At 61.4% G+C, this 21,023-nt stretch carries 18 protein-coding genes; 8 read left to right on the top strand and 10 right to left on the bottom strand.

The genetic code is table 11. The annotated features are described in order from the left end of the window. Nucleotides 1-140: 140 nt before the first annotated feature. The 6 genes from HBO11_RS25855 to HBO11_RS25880 form a co-directional block, all read right to left on the bottom strand. Nucleotides 141-1,124 carry a TRAP transporter substrate-binding protein gene (locus HBO11_RS25855; RefSeq protein WP_169899204.1) on the bottom strand — a complete coding sequence of 328 codons (984 nt, stop codon included), beginning with the start codon at nucleotides 1,122-1,124 and terminating at the stop codon, nucleotides 141-143. Between the two features lie 123 nt (nucleotides 1,125-1,247). Next, nucleotides 1,248-2,069, bottom strand: a complete 822-nt coding sequence (locus HBO11_RS25860) for a CoA ester lyase (RefSeq protein WP_169957077.1) — start codon at nucleotides 2,067-2,069, stop codon at nucleotides 1,248-1,250. A 14-nt stretch (nucleotides 2,070-2,083) separates the two neighbouring features. Next, nucleotides 2,084-3,280 carry a CaiB/BaiF CoA-transferase family protein gene (locus HBO11_RS25865; protein ID WP_169957078.1) on the bottom strand — a complete coding sequence of 399 codons (1,197 nt, stop codon included), beginning with the start codon at nucleotides 3,278-3,280 and terminating at the stop codon, nucleotides 2,084-2,086. Nucleotides 3,281-3,289: 9 nt separating this feature from the next. Continuing rightward, nucleotides 3,290-4,639: an MmgE/PrpD family protein gene (locus HBO11_RS25870; protein WP_169957079.1), complete on the bottom strand. Its 1,350-nt coding sequence runs from the start codon at nucleotides 4,637-4,639 to the stop codon at nucleotides 3,290-3,292. Between the two features lie 10 nt (nucleotides 4,640-4,649). Beyond that, nucleotides 4,650-5,813 (bottom strand): acyl-CoA dehydrogenase family protein, encoded by a 1,164-nt coding sequence (locus HBO11_RS25875; protein WP_169957080.1) that lies wholly within the window; start codon nucleotides 5,811-5,813, stop codon nucleotides 4,650-4,652. A gap of 28 nt (nucleotides 5,814-5,841) precedes the next feature. Continuing rightward, nucleotides 5,842-6,660, bottom strand: coding sequence for a MaoC family dehydratase N-terminal domain-containing protein (locus tag HBO11_RS25880; RefSeq protein ID WP_169957082.1), 819 nt, complete (start codon nucleotides 6,658-6,660; stop codon nucleotides 5,842-5,844). A gap of 131 nt (nucleotides 6,661-6,791) precedes the next feature. Here HBO11_RS25880 and HBO11_RS25885 point away from each other — a divergent pair, with 131 nt between their 5' ends. Next, on the top strand, nucleotides 6,792-7,679 hold the full coding sequence (locus HBO11_RS25885; protein ID WP_169957083.1) for a LysR family transcriptional regulator: 888 nt from the start codon (nucleotides 6,792-6,794) through the stop codon (nucleotides 7,677-7,679). 92 nt (nucleotides 7,680-7,771) lie between these two features. Continuing rightward, the gene (locus tag HBO11_RS25890) at nucleotides 7,772-8,563 is read left to right on the top strand and encodes a MipA/OmpV family protein (RefSeq protein WP_169957084.1); all 792 of its coding nucleotides are present in this window, start codon (nucleotides 7,772-7,774) and stop codon (nucleotides 8,561-8,563) included. Nucleotides 8,564-9,125: 562 nt separating this feature from the next. On the opposite strand, the gene HBO11_RS25895 is transcribed toward HBO11_RS25890, so the two are convergent. From HBO11_RS25895 to miaE, 3 genes are all read right to left on the bottom strand, one after another. Continuing rightward, complete coding sequence (locus tag HBO11_RS25895) at nucleotides 9,126-10,406, bottom strand: ATP-binding protein (protein ID WP_169957368.1); 1,281 nt, start codon at nucleotides 10,404-10,406, stop codon at nucleotides 9,126-9,128. Nucleotides 10,407-10,410: 4 nt separating this feature from the next. Then, complete coding sequence (locus HBO11_RS25900) at nucleotides 10,411-11,118, bottom strand: winged helix-turn-helix domain-containing protein (RefSeq protein ID WP_169957369.1); 708 nt, start codon at nucleotides 11,116-11,118, stop codon at nucleotides 10,411-10,413. A gap of 161 nt (nucleotides 11,119-11,279) precedes the next feature. After that, a complete protein-coding gene (miaE, locus tag HBO11_RS25905; protein ID WP_029294839.1) occupies nucleotides 11,280-11,882 on the bottom strand; it encodes a tRNA isopentenyl-2-thiomethyl-A-37 hydroxylase MiaE in 603 nt (200 codons plus the stop codon). A gap of 157 nt (nucleotides 11,883-12,039) precedes the next feature. Here miaE and HBO11_RS25910 point away from each other — a divergent pair, with 157 nt between their 5' ends. Continuing rightward, a complete protein-coding gene (locus tag HBO11_RS25910) occupies nucleotides 12,040-12,906 on the top strand; it encodes a universal stress protein (RefSeq protein WP_169957370.1) in 867 nt (288 codons plus the stop codon). Between the two features lie 655 nt (nucleotides 12,907-13,561). On the opposite strand, the gene HBO11_RS25915 is transcribed toward HBO11_RS25910, so the two are convergent. Continuing rightward, a complete protein-coding gene (locus tag HBO11_RS25915) occupies nucleotides 13,562-14,032 on the bottom strand; it encodes a DUF1289 domain-containing protein (RefSeq protein WP_170059007.1) in 471 nt (156 codons plus the stop codon). A gap of 395 nt (nucleotides 14,033-14,427) precedes the next feature. Between HBO11_RS25915 and acnB the strand changes: the two genes are divergently transcribed. The 5 genes from acnB (at nucleotide 14,428) to HBO11_RS25940 (ending at nucleotide 20,994) form a co-directional block, all read left to right on the top strand. Continuing rightward, entirely contained in the window at nucleotides 14,428-17,037 is a 2,610-nt protein-coding gene (acnB, locus tag HBO11_RS25920; protein WP_169955792.1) for a bifunctional aconitate hydratase 2/2-methylisocitrate dehydratase, read from the top strand. A gap of 315 nt (nucleotides 17,038-17,352) precedes the next feature. Beyond that, nucleotides 17,353-18,246: an alpha/beta hydrolase gene (locus tag HBO11_RS25925; RefSeq protein WP_169955741.1), complete on the top strand. Its 894-nt coding sequence runs from the start codon at nucleotides 17,353-17,355 to the stop codon at nucleotides 18,244-18,246. A 25-nt stretch (nucleotides 18,247-18,271) separates the two neighbouring features. Further along, a complete protein-coding gene (locus tag HBO11_RS25930) occupies nucleotides 18,272-19,543 on the top strand; it encodes a glycosyltransferase (RefSeq protein WP_169955742.1) in 1,272 nt (423 codons plus the stop codon). Between the two features lie 118 nt (nucleotides 19,544-19,661). After that, complete coding sequence (locus tag HBO11_RS25935) at nucleotides 19,662-20,387, top strand: autoinducer binding domain-containing protein (RefSeq protein ID WP_170059008.1); 726 nt, start codon at nucleotides 19,662-19,664, stop codon at nucleotides 20,385-20,387. 28 nt (nucleotides 20,388-20,415) lie between these two features. Continuing rightward, entirely contained in the window at nucleotides 20,416-20,994 is a 579-nt protein-coding gene (locus HBO11_RS25940; protein ID WP_169955744.1) for an acyl-homoserine-lactone synthase, read from the top strand. Nucleotides 20,995-21,023: the final 29 nt, after the last annotated feature.

Consider the following 21,023-nt stretch of genomic DNA (forward strand, 5'->3'; position numbering starts at 1 on the left):
AACCTCGCTTACAGGGAAAGGGGTCGCAACATGTGGGAGCGGGCTTGCCCGCGATGGGGCATCAACGGCCTCTCGGCTGGCTCAGACGCCGCCATCGCGGGCAAGCCCGCTCCCACCTTGGGTCGGGGTTGCGCAGGCGATCAGTGGTTGGACGCGTCTGCGGCCTTGATCAGGTCAGCGCCAATCGGCCCCTCGAACTTCTGCCACACCGGACGCATGGCTTCGCGCCATAGCTGGCGTTGCTCGGGGGTCAGCTCGATGATTTCGCTGGTCTTGGCGTCGATAATCTTCTGCTTGGCCGACTGGTTCAGCGCTTCGGCCTGCTTGTTCACCTCGACGGTGACTTCGACCATGATCTGTTCCAGGCTGCTGCGGATGTCCGGCGCCAGGCCGTTCCAGAACTTGGCGTTGGTGATCACCATGTAGTCGATCAGGCCGTGGTTGGACTCGGTGAAGTACTTCTGCACCTCGTTGACCTTCTGGCTTTCATAGTTCGACCAGGTGTTTTCGGTGCCGTTGACAGTGCCGGTCTGCAAGCCTTGGTAGACCTCGGCAAAACTCATCTTGCGCGGGTTGGCACGGATCGCCTTGAACTGCTCTTCCAGCACACTGGAGGCCTGCACGCGGAACTTCAGGCCCCGGGCATCCTTGGGCTCGTGCAGGGCCTTGTTGGCCGACAGTTGCTTGAGGCCATTGTGCCAATAGGCCAGGCCGAGGATGTTCTTGTCCTGCATCGACGTCAGCAGTTGCTTGCCTTCAGCGGCCTGGAAACGGTCGACGGCGGCCAGGTCGTTGAACAAAAACGGCAGGTCGTAGATCTGCACTTGCTTGGTGTACTGCTCGAACTTGGCCAGGGACGGCGCCAGCATCTGCACATCGCCCAGCAGCAGCGCTTCCATCTCCTTGCCGTCGCCAAACAGCGACGAGTTGGGGTACACCTCGACCTTGACCTTGCCCGCCAGGCGCTCTTCGGCAAGTTTCTTGAACAGCAGCGCGCCCTGGCCTTTGGGGGTGTTTTCCGCTACCACGTGGGCGAACTTGATGATGATCGGATCAGCCGCCTGGGCCAGGCCTGCGGCAAACAACGTGGCGGCGCACAACAGCGCCCGAGAAAGCTTGAGCATGGGTATCACCTTTTTATTGTTGTGGTGGTGTCAGGCAAGGTGCCTGATGTGATGCGTGTAGTGAATTTGAAATTTTTAAACACTGCGTTCGGCCAAGCCGAACACCAACCTGGGGAGCAATGCCTATCCCGCGTGGGAGTTCTGTGCTGCCAGCAGCCTTTGGGCCCGCAGCAACACCGGCGCATCCACCATCTGCCCATCAATCTGGTAGGCCCCTGCCCCATGGGCACCGGCCTCCACCACCCGTTGCGCCCAGGCCAGGTCCGCCGCACTCGGCGCCAGGGCCTCATGGATCACCGGCACCTGCTTGGGATGGATACACAGGGCCCCGGCAAAGCCCATTTCATAGGCATGCCGGATCGAGTGGCGCAGGCCCTCCGGGTCGTCGATCGCCGGGTGTACACCGTCCAGCGGTGCCACCAGGCCGGCGGCGCGCGAATGCACGATCAGCGCCAGGCGCGCCTGATCCAGGGCAAAATTCGCCGCCGCCGAGTGGCTGCTCAGGTTCAGGTCCAGCGCCAGGTCCAGGCCACCGAACGACAGGCGCTGCACTTGCGGCGCATGGGCGATTTCGGCCACCGCCAGCAGGCCTCGTGCACTTTCGATAATCGGCCAGATGACTTTGCCGGCAGCGGCGACCACCGCCACCTGGGCGGCACTTTCCACCTTGGGCAGCAACACCCCGGCCACGTTGCCGTGGGCTTTGCAGAACGCCACATCGGCAAAGTGCTCGGCGTGTTCTGGGGCATTGATGCGCACCCACACACAGGCATCGGGGTTGACCGTTAAAAACCCGCCGAGGTTGTCCCGGGCCTGGCGCTTGAGCGGTTCTTCCACCGCGTCTTCAAAATCCACGATCACCGCATCGGCACCACTGGCCAGTGCTTTGGCAAAGCGCTCCGGGCGGCTGCCCGGCACGAACAAGGCAGAACGAATCAAAGGCATCACAGAACTCCTGATTAGATAACGCCGCGCGCGCGCAGGCTGTCGATGGCCTCACCCGAGTAGCCCAGCGCCTGGAGAATTGCCTGGCTGTGCTGCCCCAGTCCCGGTACGCCGTCCATACGCGGGCTAAACGCGGCGTTACGCGCCGGTGGCAATAACGACGGTAACGGCCCGGCCGGGCTGTCGATTTCACGCCAGCTGTCGCGGGCCTTGAGTTGCGGGTGGTCCCACACGCCTTGCATATCGTTGACCCGTGCACTGGCGATCTGCGCGTGTTCCAGGCGCTGGATCACGGCCTCGGTGTCGAGTTGGGCAAAGCTGTCGACAATGATCTGGCGCAGCACTTCGCGGTTGGCTGAACGCTTGAAGTTGGCCGAGAAGCGTTCATCCGTCGCCAGCGTCGGGGTGAGCAGTACCTTGTCGCAGAACGCCGCCCATTCGCGTTCGTTCTGCAAACCGAGCATCACCGTGCCTCCATCGCCGGTGGGGAACGGCCCGTAGGGGTAGATCGTCGAATGCGCCGCGCCGGCCCGCGGTGGCTGCGGGGCACCGTCGAAGGCGTAGTACATCGGGTAGCCCATCCACTCCACCAGGCTTTCCAGCATGCTCACGTCAATGCGGCTGCCCTTGCCCGTCTTGCCGCGCAATAGCAGTGCCGACAGGATGCCGCTGTAGGCGTACATGCCGGCGGAGATATCCGCGATGGAACAACCGGCCTTGGCCATCTGCTCTTCACCGGGGCCACCGGTCACCGAAAGAAAACCGCCCTCGCTCTGGATCAGCAGGTCATAGGCTTTCTTTTTCTCGTAGGGCCCGCCTTCACCGTAGCCGGAAATATCACACACAATCAGTCGTGGAAAGCGCGCCTGCAGCGCCTCGAACGCGAGCCCCATACGCGCCGCCGCACCGGGTGCAAGGTTCTGCACCAGCACGTCGGCATCGGCCAGCAAGGTGTCGAGGATAGCGCCGGCCTCCGCCTGCTTGAGGTCCAGGGTCAGGCTTTCCTTGGAACGGTTGGTCCACACAAAATGCGAGGCCAGGCCGCGCACGCGCTCGTCGTAGCCACGGGCAAAATCACCGCTGCCCGGGCGTTCGATCTTGATCACCCGCGCCCCCAGGTCGGCCAGTTGGCGGGTACAGAACGGCGCAGCAATCGCGTGTTCCAGGCTGACCACGGTGATGCCGTCCAGCGGTCGTTGATTAGCAGTCATGACAATTCCTCAAAGCCAATGGGCCATGGATGCGACGTTGCGCAGGTTCCAGACTTTTTCGATCAAGGCGCTGGCCTGGGCCGGCGTGCGGGCGCCGCTGAACTGGCAGAGGCGTTGGAACTTGTCCGCCAACTGCACTCGGTCCAGGGTGTTGCCCGGGTCGCCCTTGGGCTCGTCAATCGCACCATGCAACGTGCGGCCATCGACGCAGGTCACGGTGACGCGGCCCAGCCAGCGCTGCGGATAGGCGTCGTCGACTGCGCGGTCGAAGATCATGCTGACCTTGTCGCGGAACGCAGCGACGGCGGGATCGCTCAGGGCCCACTGATGAAACTCGGTAAGCCCGGCTTTGCCGTGCACAGCAATCAGGCCGAGCACGGTGCCCATGGAGAACTTGGCCTGGTGCACGGTGGCCGGTACGGTCACGCGGCCGAGCACATCAATAGCGCCTTGGTACACGCGGGTCTCGACCCTGGCGATATCCGCAGCGGCCAGGCCTTCGCGCTGCATCAAGTCCAGCAACGCATCGGCGGCCGGGTGGGTATGGCGGCACGAAGCGTGGAACTTGAACGAGGTTTCCAGCAGCGCCCAGCGGCTACCGAGGCCTGCGGACAATTTGCCCGGCTCGGCGTCAGTGGACATACCCGCCGCCAAACCCTGCTCGCCTTCGAGGATATTGCGCGCACCGCTCAGGCCATCCGCCGTCAGATACGCGGCCAGCAAGCCATCCGCTGCGGCCTTGGCGGTGTGCAACTGCTTGGAGTCAGCGGCATCGCGCAGGAACTCCCAGAGCCCGGCGGCCTGGGTGCCGGCGCTGCCGAGCAGGTTGATGAATTGTTCTTCGTTGAAGTCCAGCAACTTGCCCACGGCCACCGCCGCCGCCAGGGTGCCGACTGTGGCCGTGGTGTGGAAGATCCGGTAGTGGGAACGACCCATGAACTCGCCGATGCGAATCCCGGCCTCATAACCGGCCACCGCGGCCAACAACAACTCGCGACCGGATTTGCCGAGGTCTTGCGCGGCCGCCAGGGCAGCGGGAAACACCACCGTCGCGGGGTGCAGCACCGAGCTGTTGTGCAGGTCGTCCTGCTCCACCAGGTGCGATGAGGCCGCGTTGACCAGCGCGGCAAAATACGCGCTGCTGCTGCCACCGTTGACGATTATCTGCGAAGGCCCGGTGGCCGGGCCCATCTTTTGTGCATAGCGCTCGAACAAGGGAATCGGGTGCGAACCTTGGCTGGCCAGCGCCGAGGCCAGCCAATCCAGATACAGTTCTTCGATACGCGCCAGCACCGCGTCGGGCAATTGCGCGTCATTCAACTCGGCGAGGAACCGGCACAAGTCTTGGGTATGGCTCATGCTCAGGCCCTCAGAAGCTGCGTGGCAGCTCGAGCAGATGCTCGGCCACGTACGACAGGATCAGGTTGGTGGAGATCGGCGCCACCTGGTACAGGCGCGTCTCGCGGAATTTGCGCTCCACGTCGTACTCGCAGGCAAATCCGAAGCCGCCGTGGGTTTGCAGGCAGGCGTTGGCCGCTTCCCAGGACGCCTTGGCCGCCAGGTACTTGGCCATATTGGCGCTGGCCCCAGCATTGACGCCGCGGTCGTATTCCTCGCAGGCACGCCAGCGCATCAGGTCCGCCGCCTCGATTTCGATATGGGCTTCGGCAATCGGGAACTGCACCCCCTGGTTCTGCCCGATTGGCCGGCCAAACACCACGCGGTCGCGGGCATAGGCACTGGCCTTTTCGATAAACCAGCGGCCATCGCCGATGCATTCGGCGGCGATCAGCGTGCGTTCGGCGTTGAGGCCGTCAAGGATGTATTTGAAGCCCTTGCCCTCCTCGCCGATCAAGCTGTCGAGGGGCAGCTCGAGGTTGTCGAAGAACAACTCGTTGGTCTCGTGGTTGACCATATTGGCGATGGGCTGCACGGTCAGGCCGTTGCCGATGGCCGCGCGCAGGTCCACCAGGAAGATCGACATACCCTCGGACTTTTTCTTCACCTCGGCCAGCGGCGTGGTACGCGCCAGCAGGATCATCAGGTCGGAATGCTGCACCCGCGAGATCCACACCTTTTGCCCGTTGATCACGTAGTTGTCGCCGCGCCGAATCGCGGTGGTCTTGATCTTGGTGGTGTCGGTGCCGGTGGTGGGCTCGGTAACGCCCATGGACTGCAGGCGCAATTCACCGCTGGCCAGCTTGGGCAGGTAGAAGCGCTTTTGCGCCTCGCTGCCATGACGCAACAGGGTGAACATGTTGTACATCTGGCCATGGACGGTGCCGGAGTTGCCGCCGCAGCGGTTGACCTCCTCGAGGATCACCGAGGCTTCGGCCAGGCCCAGGCCGGAGCCGCCGTATTGCTCAGGAATCATCGCCGACAGCCAGCCGGCGTCCGTCAGGGCCTTGACGAAGGCTTCGGGGAAACCCTTTTCTTCATCGATTTTGCGCCAGTAAGCGGCGTCGAATTCAGCGCACAAGGCGCGCACGCCTTCGCGAATAGCGTTGAGTTCTTCGTTGTCATGGGGGTTCATTAACGGCTCTCCGCCTGTTGTTCTTGGATTATTCGAAATGCGCTTCAGCCTGCTGCGCCAGGCCAGCAGCGTTACCGGCCCACAGCTGGGCGACACCGGCCGCCGTCACTCGCCCGCCCACCTCAAACGCCTGTGGCGCAATCAACGGACGCACGCCGCGATAGGCAAAACGGCGCAAGGTGGCTTCGGGATGTGCCCGGCAAAAGGCGCGCAGGCTCAAGGTGGCGATCAGCGGCCCATGCACCACCAGCCCCGCATAGCCTTCGGTGCCGGTCACGTAGGGGTAGTCGTAGTGAATGCGGTGACCGTTGAAGGTCACGGCGCTGTAGCGAAACAGCAAGGTCGGCGTGGGCTCGATCGCCTCGTACCAGTCGCCCCGGGCCAGGGCATCGCCGCTGCCGGCCTTGGGCGGTGTGGGCTCGCGGTAGACGATATCCTGTTCCTCTCGGATTGCCAGGCGGCCCTCCTGGGAGTAGTCGTGGCGCACGGTGACAAACAGCAACGAACCGCTGCGCCCGGTCTTTTCCTCGACCTGGGTGATGGTCGACACGCGGGTCGCCGCCTCACCGGCACGCAAGGCGTGCAGGAACTCGATACGCCCACCGGCCCACATGCGGTTGCGGTTATCGGCCGGCGGCAGGAAGCCGCCACGGGCCGGGTGGCCGTCGGCGCCCAGGGCGGTTTCCGCCAGCGGGTCCTGGAAGAAGCACCACTGCCATAGCGGTGGTAAATCTGCTCCGTCGTCCGGCACCGCCTCGCCGAAGGTGGCGGCAATACGCTTGAGTAGGTTACGGCTCAAATGGTCGTGGGCGGTTTCGCTTCGGCCAATCCAATCAGTGGCGCTCATCGGGGGCAGGTCCTCGGGCAGTGAGTGTCTGCCCCGGATCATGCAAGCGCCTGGCCGTTCTGAGAATTTGCATTTCAATAAGCCAGCGTTCGGCTATGCTGAACGCCGCTATCTTCACCTGGGAGCCTTGCATGCACTTCGACCTGGCCGACCTGCGCCTGTTTATCCATATCGCCGAATCCCCCAGCCTGACCCAGGGTGCCAAGCGTGCGTTCCTCTCGCCGGCAGCCGCCAGTGCACGGATCAAGGCCCTGGAGGGCCAGTTGGATACGCGCCTGCTGTACCGCGACAGTCGCGGCGTGGAAGTCACCCCGGCCGGTGAACGGCTGCTGCACCACGCGCGGCTGATCATGCGCCAGGTCGATTACCTGAAAAGCGAATTCACCCAATATGGCGCCGACTCCGCCGGGCATATCCGTATCTTTGCCAATACCACGGCAGTCACCGAGTTTCTCCCGGAAATCCTCGCTGGTTTCCTCTCCCAGCGCCCCGGCGTGACGGTCGACCTGCAGGAGCGCCTGTCCCGTGACATCGTGCGCGGGGTGCTCGACGGCACCAGTGACATGGGCATCATCGCCGGCCCCGTGCAGGCGCCGGGCTTGCAGGTCTTGCACTTCAGCACTGACCACCTAGTGCTGACGGTGCCGGTGGGCCATCCCCTGGCCAAGCAGCCGTCAGTGACCCTGGAACAGACCCTGGCCTATCAGCATATTGGCCTGCACGAAGGCAGCACCTTGCTCAGCTTCTTGCGTGAACACGTCGAGCACCTGGGCAAGCAACTGTCCTTGCGCATCCAGATGTCGAGTTTCGAAGCCATCTGCCGCATGGTCGAGGCCGGAGTCGGCATCGGCATCATCCCCGAGTCCGCCGCCGTGCGGCACAGTCGGACCATGCAACTGGTGAGCATCAAGCTTGATGAAAGCTGGGCGGTGCGCGAACGCAGCATCCTGGTACGCGAACTGGATGCCCTGCCGGGCGCGATCCGCGCGCTGATTGCGACCCTGAGGCCAGCCGTTTAACAGTCTTTGACAGTTTCCCGACAAAGCTGTCAAAGACCCCTGCCCCCGCCGTCCCTAGGATTTGAGCCTCCCTTGGAACGACGAAGGCCATCATGCGTTCAAAAACGATCTACCTCGCTGCCACTTCTGTGTGCCTGATCAGCTGCACCCAACTGTCAGCCGCCGCCGACTGGCAATACAGCCTGCAAGCCGGGGCAGCCAACCTGCCGCGCTACAGCGGCAGCAATGAGCGCATGACCGCGCCCATGCTCGGCGCAAATGTCGTCAGCCCGTGGGGGATTTTTCTCGATACCAACAAGGGGCTGGGTTGGGGTTATGAAGATGACAACCTCAGTTTCAATGCCTATGTCGGCGCCAGCACTGCGCGCAAGGACCAGAAGAAAAGCACCCACCTGGGCTCTGACCGGCTCAAGGGCATGGGTCAAATCAAATCGCGGCCGCAGTTCGGCGTGAGTGCCAGCTATACCCTGGGCACCGCAATCCTCGGCGCAACCCTGGAACATGCGCTGGAGCAAGACGATAAAAAAGACAGCGGCAAGGCGTTTACCTCCCTGGAACTGAGCATTGGCACCAACCTGTATGACGGTGACTACGGCACCGTGGACGCCAGCCTCAACAGCCGCTTTGGCGATGGCAACTATGTGCAGACCTGGTATGGCGTGACCACCGGCCAAGCCCAAAGCAGCCGCTTTCGCGCGTATGACGCCAAGGGTGGGATGGTCAGCCGGGGCTTGAACCTCGATTGGAGCGTGCCGTTGGGCGACCACACAACCTTCTCGACCTTGCTGGATGTGCAGTATTTGTCCGGTGATGCGGGCAAAAGCCCGATTGTGGAACGCAGGATGCAGACGTCGGTGATGGGTGTGTTGAACTACAGCTTTTGATTTGCAAACCCAATCAGACAGGGGGGGCTGGCTTGCCGGTCGCCGCATTGCTGCGATGATCATTCGCTCTTTTTGGGTTGTTGGGGGGGTGTATATATCCATTGCTGCGGTTACGGCCACTTAGGGTTCCGCCCTTACGGCGGGTCACTTTCGAAGAGCGCGAAAGTAACCAAAGCGCTTTTGCCCCACCACTCGGTGCCTCGCCTAGGCTCGGCATGCCCGCAGTCAGGCATTGCTCCGTGGGCCCGCCGCGATCGGCCATCCATGGCCGTGTCGCGGCTACCCCGGCATCCATGCCGGGGTGCCCACTGCGCAATACCTGCCTGCGGCCATCGTGGTTTAACGGGGCGCCTAAGATCAAAAGCCAGATCAAAAGCAGAGCAACAGCAAAGCCAGAGCGCGAAGCTGCATTCGCCTGTGGGAGCTGGCTTGCCTGCGATGGCGGCCCAATAGATCGCCACAGAGTGTCAGGTACCCAACGTCATCGTTTACGACCATCGCAGCGAGGCGGCGACCCGACTAGCCAGCCCCACATTTACAACCTTCATGAGTTTGCAAAAGGTTAGTCGGCGTAGGCCCAGGTCATGCGGAACGACGCCCCGCCCCACTGCGAATCCAGCACCTGCACCTGTCCGCCATGCCACTGGCTGACCCGCTGCACCAGCGCCAGGCCCAGGCCAAAGCCGCCGGTGCGGCGGTCGCGGCTGGCGTCCAGGCGCATAAACGGCTGGAAGATTTTCTCCCGGCCGTCTTCGGGTACGCCGGGGCCGTCGTCGCACACCCGTACCTCGTAGCCACTGCCAAATTTGACCAGCGATACCTCTACCCGCTGCTCCGCGTAACGAATGGCATTGCGCAGCAGGTTGATCACCGCGCGCGCCATAAACCGTGGTTCGATCTGGATGAAATCAACTTCACAGGTGCGCAGCGACAACTGGACGCCTTCGGCCTCGGCTTCCAGGGCCACGCTGCCGATCACACTGTCGAGCCAGCTTTGCGCCTCGATATTCTCGCGGGTGACCTGCGTCGCGCCACGCTCAAGACTGGCGTAGGTCAACAGCTCAGAAACCATATCCTCCAGCTCGCCGAGGTCGGCGTACATGTCGCCAATCAGCGCGCGGCTCTGGCGCGGGTCGGCTTCCTGCTTGAGCTGATCGAGCTCAAACGACAAGCGCGCAATCGGGGTGCGCAACTCATGGGACACCGCGTTGGTCAGCTCACGCTGGTTGGCGATCAGGTGCTCGATGCGCTCGGCCATCTGGTTGAAGTGCCCGGCCAGCTCGCGCACGCTCGAGCGCCGTGGCAGCAAGATGCGCGAGCCCAGGTCATTGTTACCAAAACCCTGGGCCGCCACGCGGATATGCTCCAGGTCGCGCCAATGCGGGCGCACCCAGAAATACAGGACGATGGCCAGGCACAGGCCCAACAGGCTATAGGCCCACAGGTACAGCCAGCGCGGTTCCACCGGGAGTTTGACCTGGAGCAACTGCGCGCCGCCGTCGATTTCGGTGATGAACTCCATGAAGTCGCCGCGCACCACCAACTTGCCGTCAGCCAGTATTTGTTGCTCGCGAGGGTCGAATCCCGCCGCCTTGCGGTCGATAAAACCCAGGCGCAATCCATAGTGCTTTTGCAGCTCGGCCAGGCGCGCCTCGCGAGCTGCGCCCGCCGGCAACGGGCGTAATTGCTCCACCAGGCCGTAGGCCGGGCCGCGCATGGCTTCGCGGTTGTAGGTCTCGTTGGCTTCGGGCAGCAATTCATCGAAGGTGTAGTTCACCAGCCAGATCGCCCCGGCCAGGCCCAGGGCCAGGATGATGTACAGACGCAGGAACAGGCGCAACATCGGGCTAGACCTCCCAGGCAAACGGGTTGAACAGGTAGCCCTTGCCCCAGATGGTCTTGATGCACACCGGCTCACGGGGGTTGTCATTGAGTTTGTTGCGCAGCTTGCTGATATACACATCGACACTGCGGTTGAGCCCGTCAAAGGCGATCCCGCGCATGCGGTTGAGGATATCGTCGCGCGAGAGGATCTTGCCCGCACTGCTGGCCAGCAACCACAGCAGCTCGAATTCCATGGTGGTCAGGTCGATCTTTTCGTCACCCAGGCTCACCCCTCGGCAACTGCGGTCAATCGCCAACTGGCCGAACGCCAGGGAGCCGCGCACCGTCGGCTCCGGCAGATGGCGGCGCTGCAAGGCCCGCAAGCGTGCCAGCAACACCGGCGGCTTGATTGGCTTGATCACATAGTCATCGGCGCCGGACTCCAGGCCGAGGATATGGTCCAGGTCGTCTTCCTTGGCGGTGAGGATCACGATGGGGGTGTCGGACACATTGCGGATCTCGCGGCACACATGCAGGCCGCTCTGGCCCGGCAGCATCAGGTCGAGCACGACGATCTTCGGTTTGAACGCCAGGAACACCGCCAACGCCTCATCGCCCCGGTGCACCACGCGCACTTCAAAGCCATGCTGTGACAGAAAATGCGCGATCAGCCCTGCCAGCTTCTCATCGTCCTCAACGAGCAGGACCTTGCCCAGACCCAAGTTTTCCATAAGTTTCCACTGTGCCAGCGCCGATTGAAGTGCGCGCATTATAGTGGGCAACAGCGATCCACAAGCGCACGCAGGGCCCCATACAGCAGGGCTTTGACGCAAACTTCATGTTTTTAAGAGTTTTTTACAAATAGCCCGCAGTCTTTCACGGGCGTTTGAGATCAGGCCGGCACGCCGCTGTGGAAACGGAACTCGACGTCCGGTGATTCGATCAGTTCCTGCTCAGCGGCGCGGACCCGCTCGATCACTTGGGCAACATCCTTGGCATCGCCGTATTGATAGGCCAGCTTCAGATAGCCCTGAAAGTGTCGCGCCTCGCTTTTCAGCAGGCCAAAGTAGAACTTGCCGAGTTCTTCGTCCAAATGCGGCACCAGTGCTTCGAAACGCTCGCAACTGCGCGCTTCGATAAAGGCGCCCACCACCAGGGTGTCCACCAGTTTCACCGGCTCGTGGCTGCGCACCACCTTGCGCAAGCCCGAGGCATAGCGGCTGGCGTGCAGTTGGCGCAGTTCGATCTTGCGCTTTTTCATCAAGCGCATGACTTGCTCGTGGTGGACCAGTTCTTCGCGGGCCAGGCGCGACATCATGTTGATCAGGTCAACATGGGAGTGGTACTTGGCAATCAGGCTCAAGGCGGTGCTGGCGGCCTTGAACTCGCAATTCTTGTGGTCGATCAGCAGGGTTTCCTGGTCGGCCAGTGCGGCCTGGACCCAGGCGTCAGGGGTGCGGCAACCGAGGAATTCATGGATTTCGGGCAGGTTCATCGGGCTCACGGGCAAAGGATCACAAAAGGCCGCCGATTATACCGACCCCGCCGCAGACCACCAGTCACGGGCCTTGATGTGCATCAACATGACGTACGGCGGGCAACAACTATAGTTGTTCGAAGCCTTGTCCTTCCCACCCTTGGAGATCCCGCTCATGAACGAAATTGGCAAAATCCTGGTGATCATCGAGCCCGAACACTCGGAAAGCCTGGCGCTCAAGCGCGCCAAGCTGATCGCCGGGGTGACCGACGCTCACTTGCATTTGCTGGTGTGCGATGAAAAGCATGAGCATTCGGCCTTGTTGAGCTTGCTCAAGGCCGGCTTGCAAGAGGATGGCTATAGCGTCAGCACCGAACAGGCCTGGCACGACAACATACATAAAACCATCATCAGGGTGCAGCAGAGCGAGAGCTGCAAGCTGGTGATCAAGCAGCACTACCCCGACAGCCCGCTGAAAAAGGCCCTGCTGACACACGAAGACTGGAAACTGCTGCGCTTGTGCCCGGCCGCCGTGCTGCTGGTCAAGACAGCGACCCCATGGACCGACGGGGTGATCCTGGCGGCCATCGACGTGGGCAACCTCGATAACGAGCATAAAGCCCTGCACGCCGCCATCGTCGATCATGGTTTTGACATCGCCAGCCTGGCCAAGGGCCAGTTACATGTGATCAGCGCCCATCCGTCGCCCATGCTGTCGGCAGCTGACCCGGTGTTCCAACTCAAGGAAACCATCGAGGCCCGCTATCGCGAGCAGTGCAAGGCGTTCCAGGCCGAGTTCGACATTGACGACAGCCGGCTGCACATCGAAGAAGGTCCGGCCGATGTGCTGATCCCCCATGCCGCCCATAAACTGCGCGCGGCGGTCACGATCATAGGCACCGTGGCACGCACCGGGATTTCCGGGGCGCTGATCGGCAATACAGCGGAAGTGGTGCTCGATGCACTGGAGAGCGACGTGCTGGTGCTCAAGCCCCAGAGCATCATCGATCACCTGGAGGAACTGGCCAGCAAGGCAAAATGAAGATCAAACATGTGCGAGCGGGCTTGCTCGCGATGGCGGCGGGTCAGTTGATACATCCCTGACTGAACTGGCGCCATCGCGGGCAAGCCCGCTCCTACAGGGGATCTTGGCAAGGCAAGATATTTTGGCCACACCACAGAACAATTGTAGGAGCTGGCTTGCCTGCGATAGCGGTAGGTCAGCTGATACATCTCTGACTGAACTGACGCCATCGCGGGCAAGCCCGCTCCTACAGGGGATCTTGGCAGGGCAGGATGTTTTGGCCACACCACAGAACAATTGTGGGAGCTGGCTTGCCTGCGATGGCGGTGGGTCAGTTGATGTATCCCTGACTGAACTGGCGCCATCGCGGGCGAGCCCGCTCCTACAGGGGATCTTGGCAGGGCAAGATATTTTGGCCACACCACAGAACAATTGTAGGAGCTGGCTTGCCTGCGATGGCGGTGGGTCAGTTGATATATACCTGACTGAACTGGCGCCATCGCGGGCAAGCCCGCTCCTACAGGGGATCTTGGCGGTGCAGGATATTTTGGCCACACCGCAGAGCAATTGTGGGAGCTGGCTTGCCTGCGATAGCGGTAGGTCAGTTGATATATCCCTGACTGAACTGGCGCCATCGCGGGCGAGCCAGCTCCCACAGGTTGATCAGCGACAGTCAGTGGCCTAGTGCATCCTTGAGGAAGCCTGGCGCGATGTAGCGCTGGTAATGTGCCTCGGACAGGATAAAAAACTCCCGATCAATGGCATCGCGCAGTTCCGGCAGGTTCCACTCGCGAAACTCGGGCATCAGCACCATGCCATAGGCGTCCAGGTTGTTGATCACCCGGGCGCCCCGGGCGATCAACTGGTAGGCCCAGCAGTATTCGGACTGGTGCGGCACAAAGCGAATTTTGCGCTGCTCCAACTGCCAGCGCAGCCGTTTGGGGTCGAACACCTCCAGTTTGCCCGCCATCACCTGCACCAGCAGTTGCTCAAGCCGCAGCCATACTGCGCGCTTTTCTTCCTCGCCATAGCCGTTCCACTGAATCACTTCGTGGTGGAAACGCTTGCAGCCCCGGCACACGAGATCGCCGTAAACCGTGGAGCACAGGCCGATGCAGGGGGTCTTGATGGTGTGATTGGACATGGGTGGCAGCGCACAAATCAGCGAAACAGTGGCCCATGTTAGCCCTTTGTCTAAGGTTCATCACCCTGCAAACTTGCTGCGGCAACTTACCTTTAGAAATTTTTTGCCGTAGAATCATCCGGCCTTGTAAGGCGCCAAATAATCCGTTGGAAGCTGTTTTCAAAGCGTCACGAGCACAGTCGTTCCTTCAGAACGGTGTTGGCGCTGGTTATTTACCCTCCAAATAACCAGCACCAACCCTCATCAGCTCCGTTCTGCAGGCGTAAAACTTTGAAAGCAGCTTCTGTGAGAAATGCCGGCAGCGCTGGCTCTACGGCCCAAAAAGCCCTCGAGCGCATGCGTGCCGTGCATGTCTGGATGAGCGTCCCGTGGGACCACTGATGAGGGTAATAACTGTGCTTGAAGCCTACCGCAAACATATCGAAGAGCGTGCAGCCCTGGGTATCGTTCCCCAGCCGCTAAACGCCGAACAAACCGCAGGCCTGGTCGAGCTGCTGAAAAATCCCCCGGCTGGCGAAGAAGAGTTCCTCGTTGACCTGATCACCAACCGCATTCCACCAGGCGTTGACGAAGCTGCCTACGTCAAGGCCGGTTTCCTGTCTGCCCTGGCCAAGGGCGAAGTTTCTTCTCCCCTGATCGACAAAAAACGCGCTGTTGAACTGCTCGGCACCATGCAAGGCGGCTACAACATCGTGACCCTGGTCGAGCTGTTGGACGACGCCGAACTGGCGGCCGTTGCAGCTGCCCAGCTCAAGCACACCCTGCTGATGTTCGATGCGTTCCACGACGTCGCGGAAAAAGCCAAGAACGGCAACCAGCACGCCAAGGAAGTGATCCAGTCCTGGGCCGACGGCGAGTGGTTCAAGAACCGCCCGACCCTGGCCGACAAGATCAGCCTGCGCGTGTTCAAGGTCACCGGCGAAACCAACACCGACGACCTGTCCCCTGCTCCCGATGCCTGGTCCCGTCCTGACATCCCGCTGCACGCCCTGGCCATGCTGAAAATGGCCCGTGAAGGCATCGTGCCGGACGAGCAAGGCAAGACCGGCCCGATGAAGCAGATCGAAGAAATGCGCGGCCAGGGCTTCCCGATCGCCTACGTCGGTGACGTGGTCGGTACCGGTTCGTCCCGTAAGTCGGCGACCAACTCGGTACTGTGGTTCTTCGGCGACGACGTACCTTATGTGCCTAACAAGCGCGCTGGCGGCTTCTGCTTCGGCAGCAAGATCGCTCCCATCTTCTACAACACCATGGAAGATGCTGGCGCACTGCCAATCGAATTCGACGTCACCAACATGCACATGGGCGACGTGATCGACCTGTACCCGCATGCTGGCAAAGTCTGCAAGCACGGCACCGATGAAGTCCTGACCACCTTCGAAATGAAGACTCCGGTCCTGTTGGACGAAGTTCGTGCCGGCGGCCGTATCCCGCTGATCATCGGCCGTGGCCTGACCGAGAAGGCTCGCGCCGAGCTGGGTCTTGGTCCTACCGACCTGTTCAAGCTGCCTGAAGCCCCTGTCGACACCGGCAAGGGTTTCACCCTGGCCCAGAAAATGGTCGGCAAGGCTTGCGGTCTGCCAGAAGGCAAAGGCGTTCGTCCAGGCACCTACTGCGAACCGAAGATGACCACCGTGGGTTCCCAGGACACTACTGGCCCCATGACCCGTGACGAACTCAAGGACCTGGCATGCCTGGGCTTCTCGACCGATCTGGTGATGCAGTCCTTCTGCCACACCGCGGCCTATCCAAAGCCGATCGACGTGACCACCCACCACACCCTGCCTGACTTCATCATGACCCGTGGCGGTGTATCGCTGCGTCCGGGCGACGGCATCATCCACAGCTGGCTGAACCGCATGCTGCTGCCGGACACCGTGGGTACCGGTGGTGACTCCCACACCCGTTTCCCGATGGGCATTTCGTTCCCGGCCGGTTCTGGCCTGGTAGCGTTCGCCGCAGCCACTGGCGTAATGCCACTGGACATGCCGGAATCGATCCTGGTGCGCTTCAAAGGCAAAATGAAACCTGGCATCACCCTGCGTGACCTGGTGCATGCCATCCCTTACTACGCGATCCAGTCCGGCCTGCTGACCGTTGAGAAGAAAGGCAAGAAAAACGCCTTCTCCGGCCGCATCCTGGAAATCGAAGGCCTGAACGACCTGACGCTGGAGCAGGCTTTCGAGCTGTCCGACGCCTCGGCCGAACGTTCGGCTGCCGGTTGCACCATCAAGCTGTCCAAAGACTCCGTCACCGAGTACCTGAACTCCAACATCACCCTGCTGCGCTGGATGATCGGTGAAGGCTACGGTGATGCACGTACCCTGGAACGCCGTGCCCAAGCGATGGAAGCCTGGGTTGCCAACCCTGAGCTGATGGAAGCCGATGCCGACGCCGAATACGCCGAAGTCATCGAGATCGACCTGGCTGAAATCAACGAGCCAATCCTCTGCGCGCCAAACGACCCGGACGACGCCCGTCTGCTGTCCAGCGTTGCTGGCGAGAAGATCGACGAAGTGTTTATCGGTTCGTGCATGACCAACATCGGTCACTTCCGCGCTGCCGGTAAGTTGCTGGAGCAGGTCAAGGGTCAGCTGCCAACCCGTCTGTGGCTGTCGCCGCCGACCAAGATGGATGCTCACCAACTGACCGAAGAAGGCTACTACGGCATCTACGGCAAGGCTGGCGCGCGCATGGAAATGCCGGGCTGCTCGCTGTGCATGGGTAACCAGGCTCGTGTTGAGCCGAACTCCACTGTAGTGTCGACTTCGACCCGTAACTTCCCGAACCGTCTGGGTGATGGCGCGAACGTCTACCTGGCTTCGGCCGAGTTGGCGGCAGTCGCTTCCACCCTGGGTCGCTTGCCGACCGTCGAAGAGTACATGGGCTACGCGGCGAAACTGGACACCATGGCCAGTGACGTCTACCGCTACCTGAACTTCGACCAGATCGCCGAGTTCCGCAAAATCGCAGCAAGCGCCAACATCCCGGTGGTTCAAGCCTAAGGGTGTGTTGATGTGAAGAACGCCGCGTATCGCAAGGTACGCGGCGTTTTTTTATGCCCGGAAAAACCTGCCAGGCACTGGCTGTCGACGACCTTTCTCCCACGACCTACCAGATCAGGTAGTTGTCCCGCCACACCTTGAAGACCGAAACTCTCTACACCCTGATGCCCGCGTCATGGGATCTGCCTGCTTTGGATGTACTCGCGCTGTATGCCGTACTACTTCTAATAAAAACAGCCAAACCTTGTCCTCGATGCCCGAACCCGGTGGCAGGGGCGCTCTCACCCGTTTTTAAGTGATTAATGGAGGTGTGTTATGTGGCGCAACCAATACGTGATCAAGAACGTCTTCAAGGACTATGCGGTGTCGGTAGAACAAATCGGCGATGCCCCCGATAAAAAGAACGTACTGCTGGTCAATGGCGCCATGGCCACCACATCGGCCTTTGCCCGCACCAGCAAATGCCTGGCCGAACACTTCAACGTGGTGCTGTTCGACTTACCGTTCGCCGGAAACTCCCGGGCTCACAACCCGAGCCGCTGCCTGGTGACCAAGGACGACGAAGTACAGATCCTGCTGGCGCTGATCGAAGGCTTCAACATTCACCATCTGGTCTCCGCCTCCTGGGGCGGCCTGTCGACCCTGCTGGCCCTCGCGCAAAAGCCGGACAACATCGAAAGCTCGGTGGTGATGTCATTTGCCCCCGGACTCAACGGCCCGATGCTCGACTACGTCAGCGGTGCCCAGGCCCTCATGGCCCGGGATGACAATGCAGGTATCGGCCACTTGCTCAACCAGACGCTGGGCAAGCACCTGCCGCCCCGGCTCAAGACCGCCAATCAACAGCACATGGCGCAGTTGATCAACGCCGAACAACATCAAGCGCGATTCCATATCGACCAGGCCCTCAAGCTCAATGAAGGGGCTTACCTGCCGCAGTTGTCGAACATCGATAGCCATGTGCACTTCTTGAACGGTGCCTGGGACGAGTACACCAGCGCCATGGACGTGCAGCGCTTCAAACAGTACATCCGCGACTGCAGCTTCTCCACGGCCGAGTGCAGCGGGCATTTTCTCGATCTGGAGTCCAGGGCCGCGGCCAACGGCGTGCACCGCGCGCTGCTCGGCCATCTACTGACGCAGCATGACGCCCGGCCAGAGGCGTTCTGCATGCCGCCCCCTCAGCAAGCGCAGTTGAGCTTCGCCTGAACACTTTTGAGCAAGGATGTAGATGATGCGAGTAATCATGATTGCCATCGGATCGGCCGGTGACGTTTTTCCCTTCATCGGCCTGGGCGCAGCCCTGACCCTGCGCGGCCACCAGGTGACGCTGTGCAGCATGCCGGCGTTTCAGCGCACCATCGAGGCACGGGGCCTGGCGTTCGTGCCGTTGTGCGATGAAGCGACCTACAACGCCGCCATGGGCGATCCTCGGCTGTGGGATCCGAAAACCTCCTTCGCCGTGCTGTGGCAAGCCATCGCCGGCCTTTTAGAACCGGTCTACGATTATGTAACCGCCCATAACACCGACGATACGGTGGTGGTGGGCTCGCTGTGGGCCCTGGGCGCTCGAATCGCCCATGAAAAATATGGCTTCCCTTACCTTTCCGTCCAGGTGTCTCCCTCAACGCTGCTGTCGGCCCACTTGCCGCCCGTACACCCCACGTTCAATGTGTCGCCCCGCTTGCCATTGACGGTGCGCAAATTGCTCTGGCGCGGGATCGAATACCTGAGCCTGGACCGAACCTGTGCCCCACAAATCAATGCGTTACGTCGCAAGCGTGGTTTGCCAGGCGTGGCGAAGAACATCTTCAGCCAATGGATGCATGCGCCCCACGGGGTGATTTGCCTGTTCCCCGAATGGTTCGCCCCCGTACAGCAAGACTGGCCACAACCCTTGCACATGGCCGGTTTCCCGCTGTTCGACGGTGGCACCCTGGGGCTCGATGAACAGACCCGGGCCTTCCTGGATGCAGGATCGGCCCCCATTGTCTTCACCCAAGGTTCCACTGAGCACTTCGACCAGCAGTTTTACCGCTTCGCCCTGGAAGCGCTGCACAGGGTCGGCGCACGTGGCATTTTTCTGACCGGTGATCGGCCACTCCTCAACGACCTGCCACCCACTGTGCTGCAGTGTCCGTTTCTGCCGATGAGTTCGCTGTTGCCCCGCGCCGCCGGCCTGGTCCACCCCGGCGGCATTGGCGCCATGAGCCTGGCCCTGGCGGCCGGCATTCCACAGATTGTCCTGCCGATTGCCCATGACCAGTTCGATAACGCCGAACGACTGGTGCGCATGGGGTGTGGGATACGTCTTGCCCTGCCATTGGACAGGCATGACCTGCAAGGTGCGATCTCAGCGCTCTTGCATGACACCCGGTTGCAAGGGGCCTGCCTTCGTGCGAGCAACCTGATGCCCACGGATGCTGCGTCCTGTGAAACAGCGGTCATGGCCATTGAGCAGTGCCACGCGCGCCATTCCCTGCCTCGCCTGTGCCGAGCGTCATAAACACGGCCTCCACGGCAAAAGTACCGTGCCAGAGCCGTCGGCACAGCGCCGGAAAAGTTTGACAGAAATATCTCGTGGGCTAGATTGCCAAAGGTTCCAGGAATCGAGGCGACTGTCCATGGAGAAGGAGAACGACCTCATCCGCTGGTGGAATCGCTTGCGGATAGAGATGCTCACGCAACAGGAAGGGGCACAAGTGTTCGCACTGCTGGAGCGGGAAGTGTTGCAACTGGGGTTCGAGTACTACGCCTATGGCGTACGCCACCTGACCCCGTTTACCCGCCCTAAAACCAAGATTTACGGCTCCTACCCCGAAACATGGCTGGAGCATTACAAGGAGCAAAACTACGCGGCGGTCGATCCGTCGATTCTCAGTGGCTTGCGTTCCACCGAGATGGTGCTGTGGAACGACGCACTGTTTGATAACAGCCGCAAGCTATGGCTGGAAGCCCGGGATTGGGGCTTGTGCATCGGCGCCACACTGCCGATTCGCAGCCACGATCATTCGCTGCGGGTACTGTCGGTGGCCCGGCGCCAGGACCAGATTTCCCAGGCCGAAAGCAACGAGATTCAATTGCGCCTGCGCTGCATCCTCGAACAGGTGACACAGCGCCTGACAGACCTTGGCCATAGCGAACGCTGCCATCAGTCGGTATGCCTCAGCCAGCGGGAGCGGGAGATTTTGCAGTGGACCGCCGATGGCAAGAGTTCAGGCGAGATCGCGCTGATCCTGACCATCTCCATCAACACGGTGAATTTTCACCTCAAGGCCATCCAGAAGAAATTCGGGGCGGCCAACAAGACACTGGCGGCAGCCTATGCCGCCGCACTGGGCCTGATCTAGGGCCCGCCGATCACGATAAGGACATCCAATGATCAGCATCATCACCCGCCATCACCATGAACTGTCTGCAGCCCTTGAGGACGATCTGGGTCGCTACCGGCACGAAGTGTTCATCCAGCAACTGGGCTGGCAACTGGACTCCACCTACGCCCTGCCCCAACGCGAATTCGACCAGTTCGACCAGGCCGACACGCGCCACATCCTCGCCCTGGACCCAAAAGGCCAGGTCTGCGGTTGCGCGCGGCTGCTGCCAACCACACAACCTTATCTGCTGTCGGAAGTCTTCGGCTTTCTGTGCGACCAGCCGAGCCCACGCAGCAGTGACACCTGGGAAGTGTCGCGCTTTGCCGCCCGCGCCCTGGAAAAAGGCCGCCTGCCGATGCGCGTCTGGTGGAACAGCCTGCACCATGCCTGGAGCCAAGGCGCCAACCGGGTGGTGGCGGTGACCACGCCGGCGCTGGAGCGTTACTTCCTGAAAAATGGCGTGCAGCTGAGTCGCCTCGGCTCCCCGCAACGGGTGAACAAAGACCATGTGGTAGCGCTGAGTTTTCCTGCCTGGCAGAAAAACGGCCGACTCGCGTTACAGGCGCAGTCGGCCGTTGCCTAGCTGAATGTACGAATAAAGCCGAGGTAGCC

It is taken from the genome of Pseudomonas sp. WS 5010, from assembly GCF_012985565.1.
Classification (GTDB): Bacteria; Pseudomonadota; Gammaproteobacteria; order Pseudomonadales; family Pseudomonadaceae; genus Aquipseudomonas.

Coding starts and splice junctions, on each gene's coding strand:
- HBO11_RS25855 (WP_169899204.1), bottom strand. CDS start 1,124: ATGCTCAAGCTTTCTCGGGCGCTGTTGTGCGCCGCCACGTTGTTTGCC.
- HBO11_RS25860 (WP_169957077.1), bottom strand. CDS start 2,069: ATGCCTTTGATTCGTTCTGCCTTGTTCGTGCCGGGCAGCCGCCCGGAG.
- HBO11_RS25865 (WP_169957078.1), bottom strand. CDS start 3,280: ATGACTGCTAATCAACGACCGCTGGACGGCATCACCGTGGTCAGCCTG.
- HBO11_RS25870 (WP_169957079.1), bottom strand. CDS start 4,639: ATGAGCCATACCCAAGACTTGTGCCGGTTCCTCGCCGAGTTGAATGAC.
- HBO11_RS25875 (WP_169957080.1), bottom strand. CDS start 5,813: ATGAACCCCCATGACAACGAAGAACTCAACGCTATTCGCGAAGGCGTG.
- HBO11_RS25880 (WP_169957082.1), bottom strand. CDS start 6,660: ATGAGCGCCACTGATTGGATTGGCCGAAGCGAAACCGCCCACGACCAT.
- HBO11_RS25885 (WP_169957083.1), top strand. CDS start 6,792: ATGCACTTCGACCTGGCCGACCTGCGCCTGTTTATCCATATCGCCGAA.
- HBO11_RS25890 (WP_169957084.1), top strand. CDS start 7,772: ATGCGTTCAAAAACGATCTACCTCGCTGCCACTTCTGTGTGCCTGATC.
- HBO11_RS25895 (WP_169957368.1), bottom strand. CDS start 10,406: ATGTTGCGCCTGTTCCTGCGTCTGTACATCATCCTGGCCCTGGGCCTG.
- HBO11_RS25900 (WP_169957369.1), bottom strand. CDS start 11,118: ATGGAAAACTTGGGTCTGGGCAAGGTCCTGCTCGTTGAGGACGATGAG.
- miaE (WP_029294839.1), bottom strand. CDS start 11,882: ATGAACCTGCCCGAAATCCATGAATTCCTCGGTTGCCGCACCCCTGAC.
- HBO11_RS25910 (WP_169957370.1), top strand. CDS start 12,040: ATGAACGAAATTGGCAAAATCCTGGTGATCATCGAGCCCGAACACTCG.
- HBO11_RS25915 (WP_170059007.1), bottom strand. CDS start 14,032: ATGTCCAATCACACCATCAAGACCCCCTGCATCGGCCTGTGCTCCACG.
- HBO11_RS25925 (WP_169955741.1), top strand. CDS start 17,353: ATGTGGCGCAACCAATACGTGATCAAGAACGTCTTCAAGGACTATGCG.
- HBO11_RS25930 (WP_169955742.1), top strand. CDS start 18,272: ATGCGAGTAATCATGATTGCCATCGGATCGGCCGGTGACGTTTTTCCC.
- HBO11_RS25935 (WP_170059008.1), top strand. CDS start 19,662: ATGGAGAAGGAGAACGACCTCATCCGCTGGTGGAATCGCTTGCGGATA.
- HBO11_RS25940 (WP_169955744.1), top strand. CDS start 20,416: ATGATCAGCATCATCACCCGCCATCACCATGAACTGTCTGCAGCCCTT.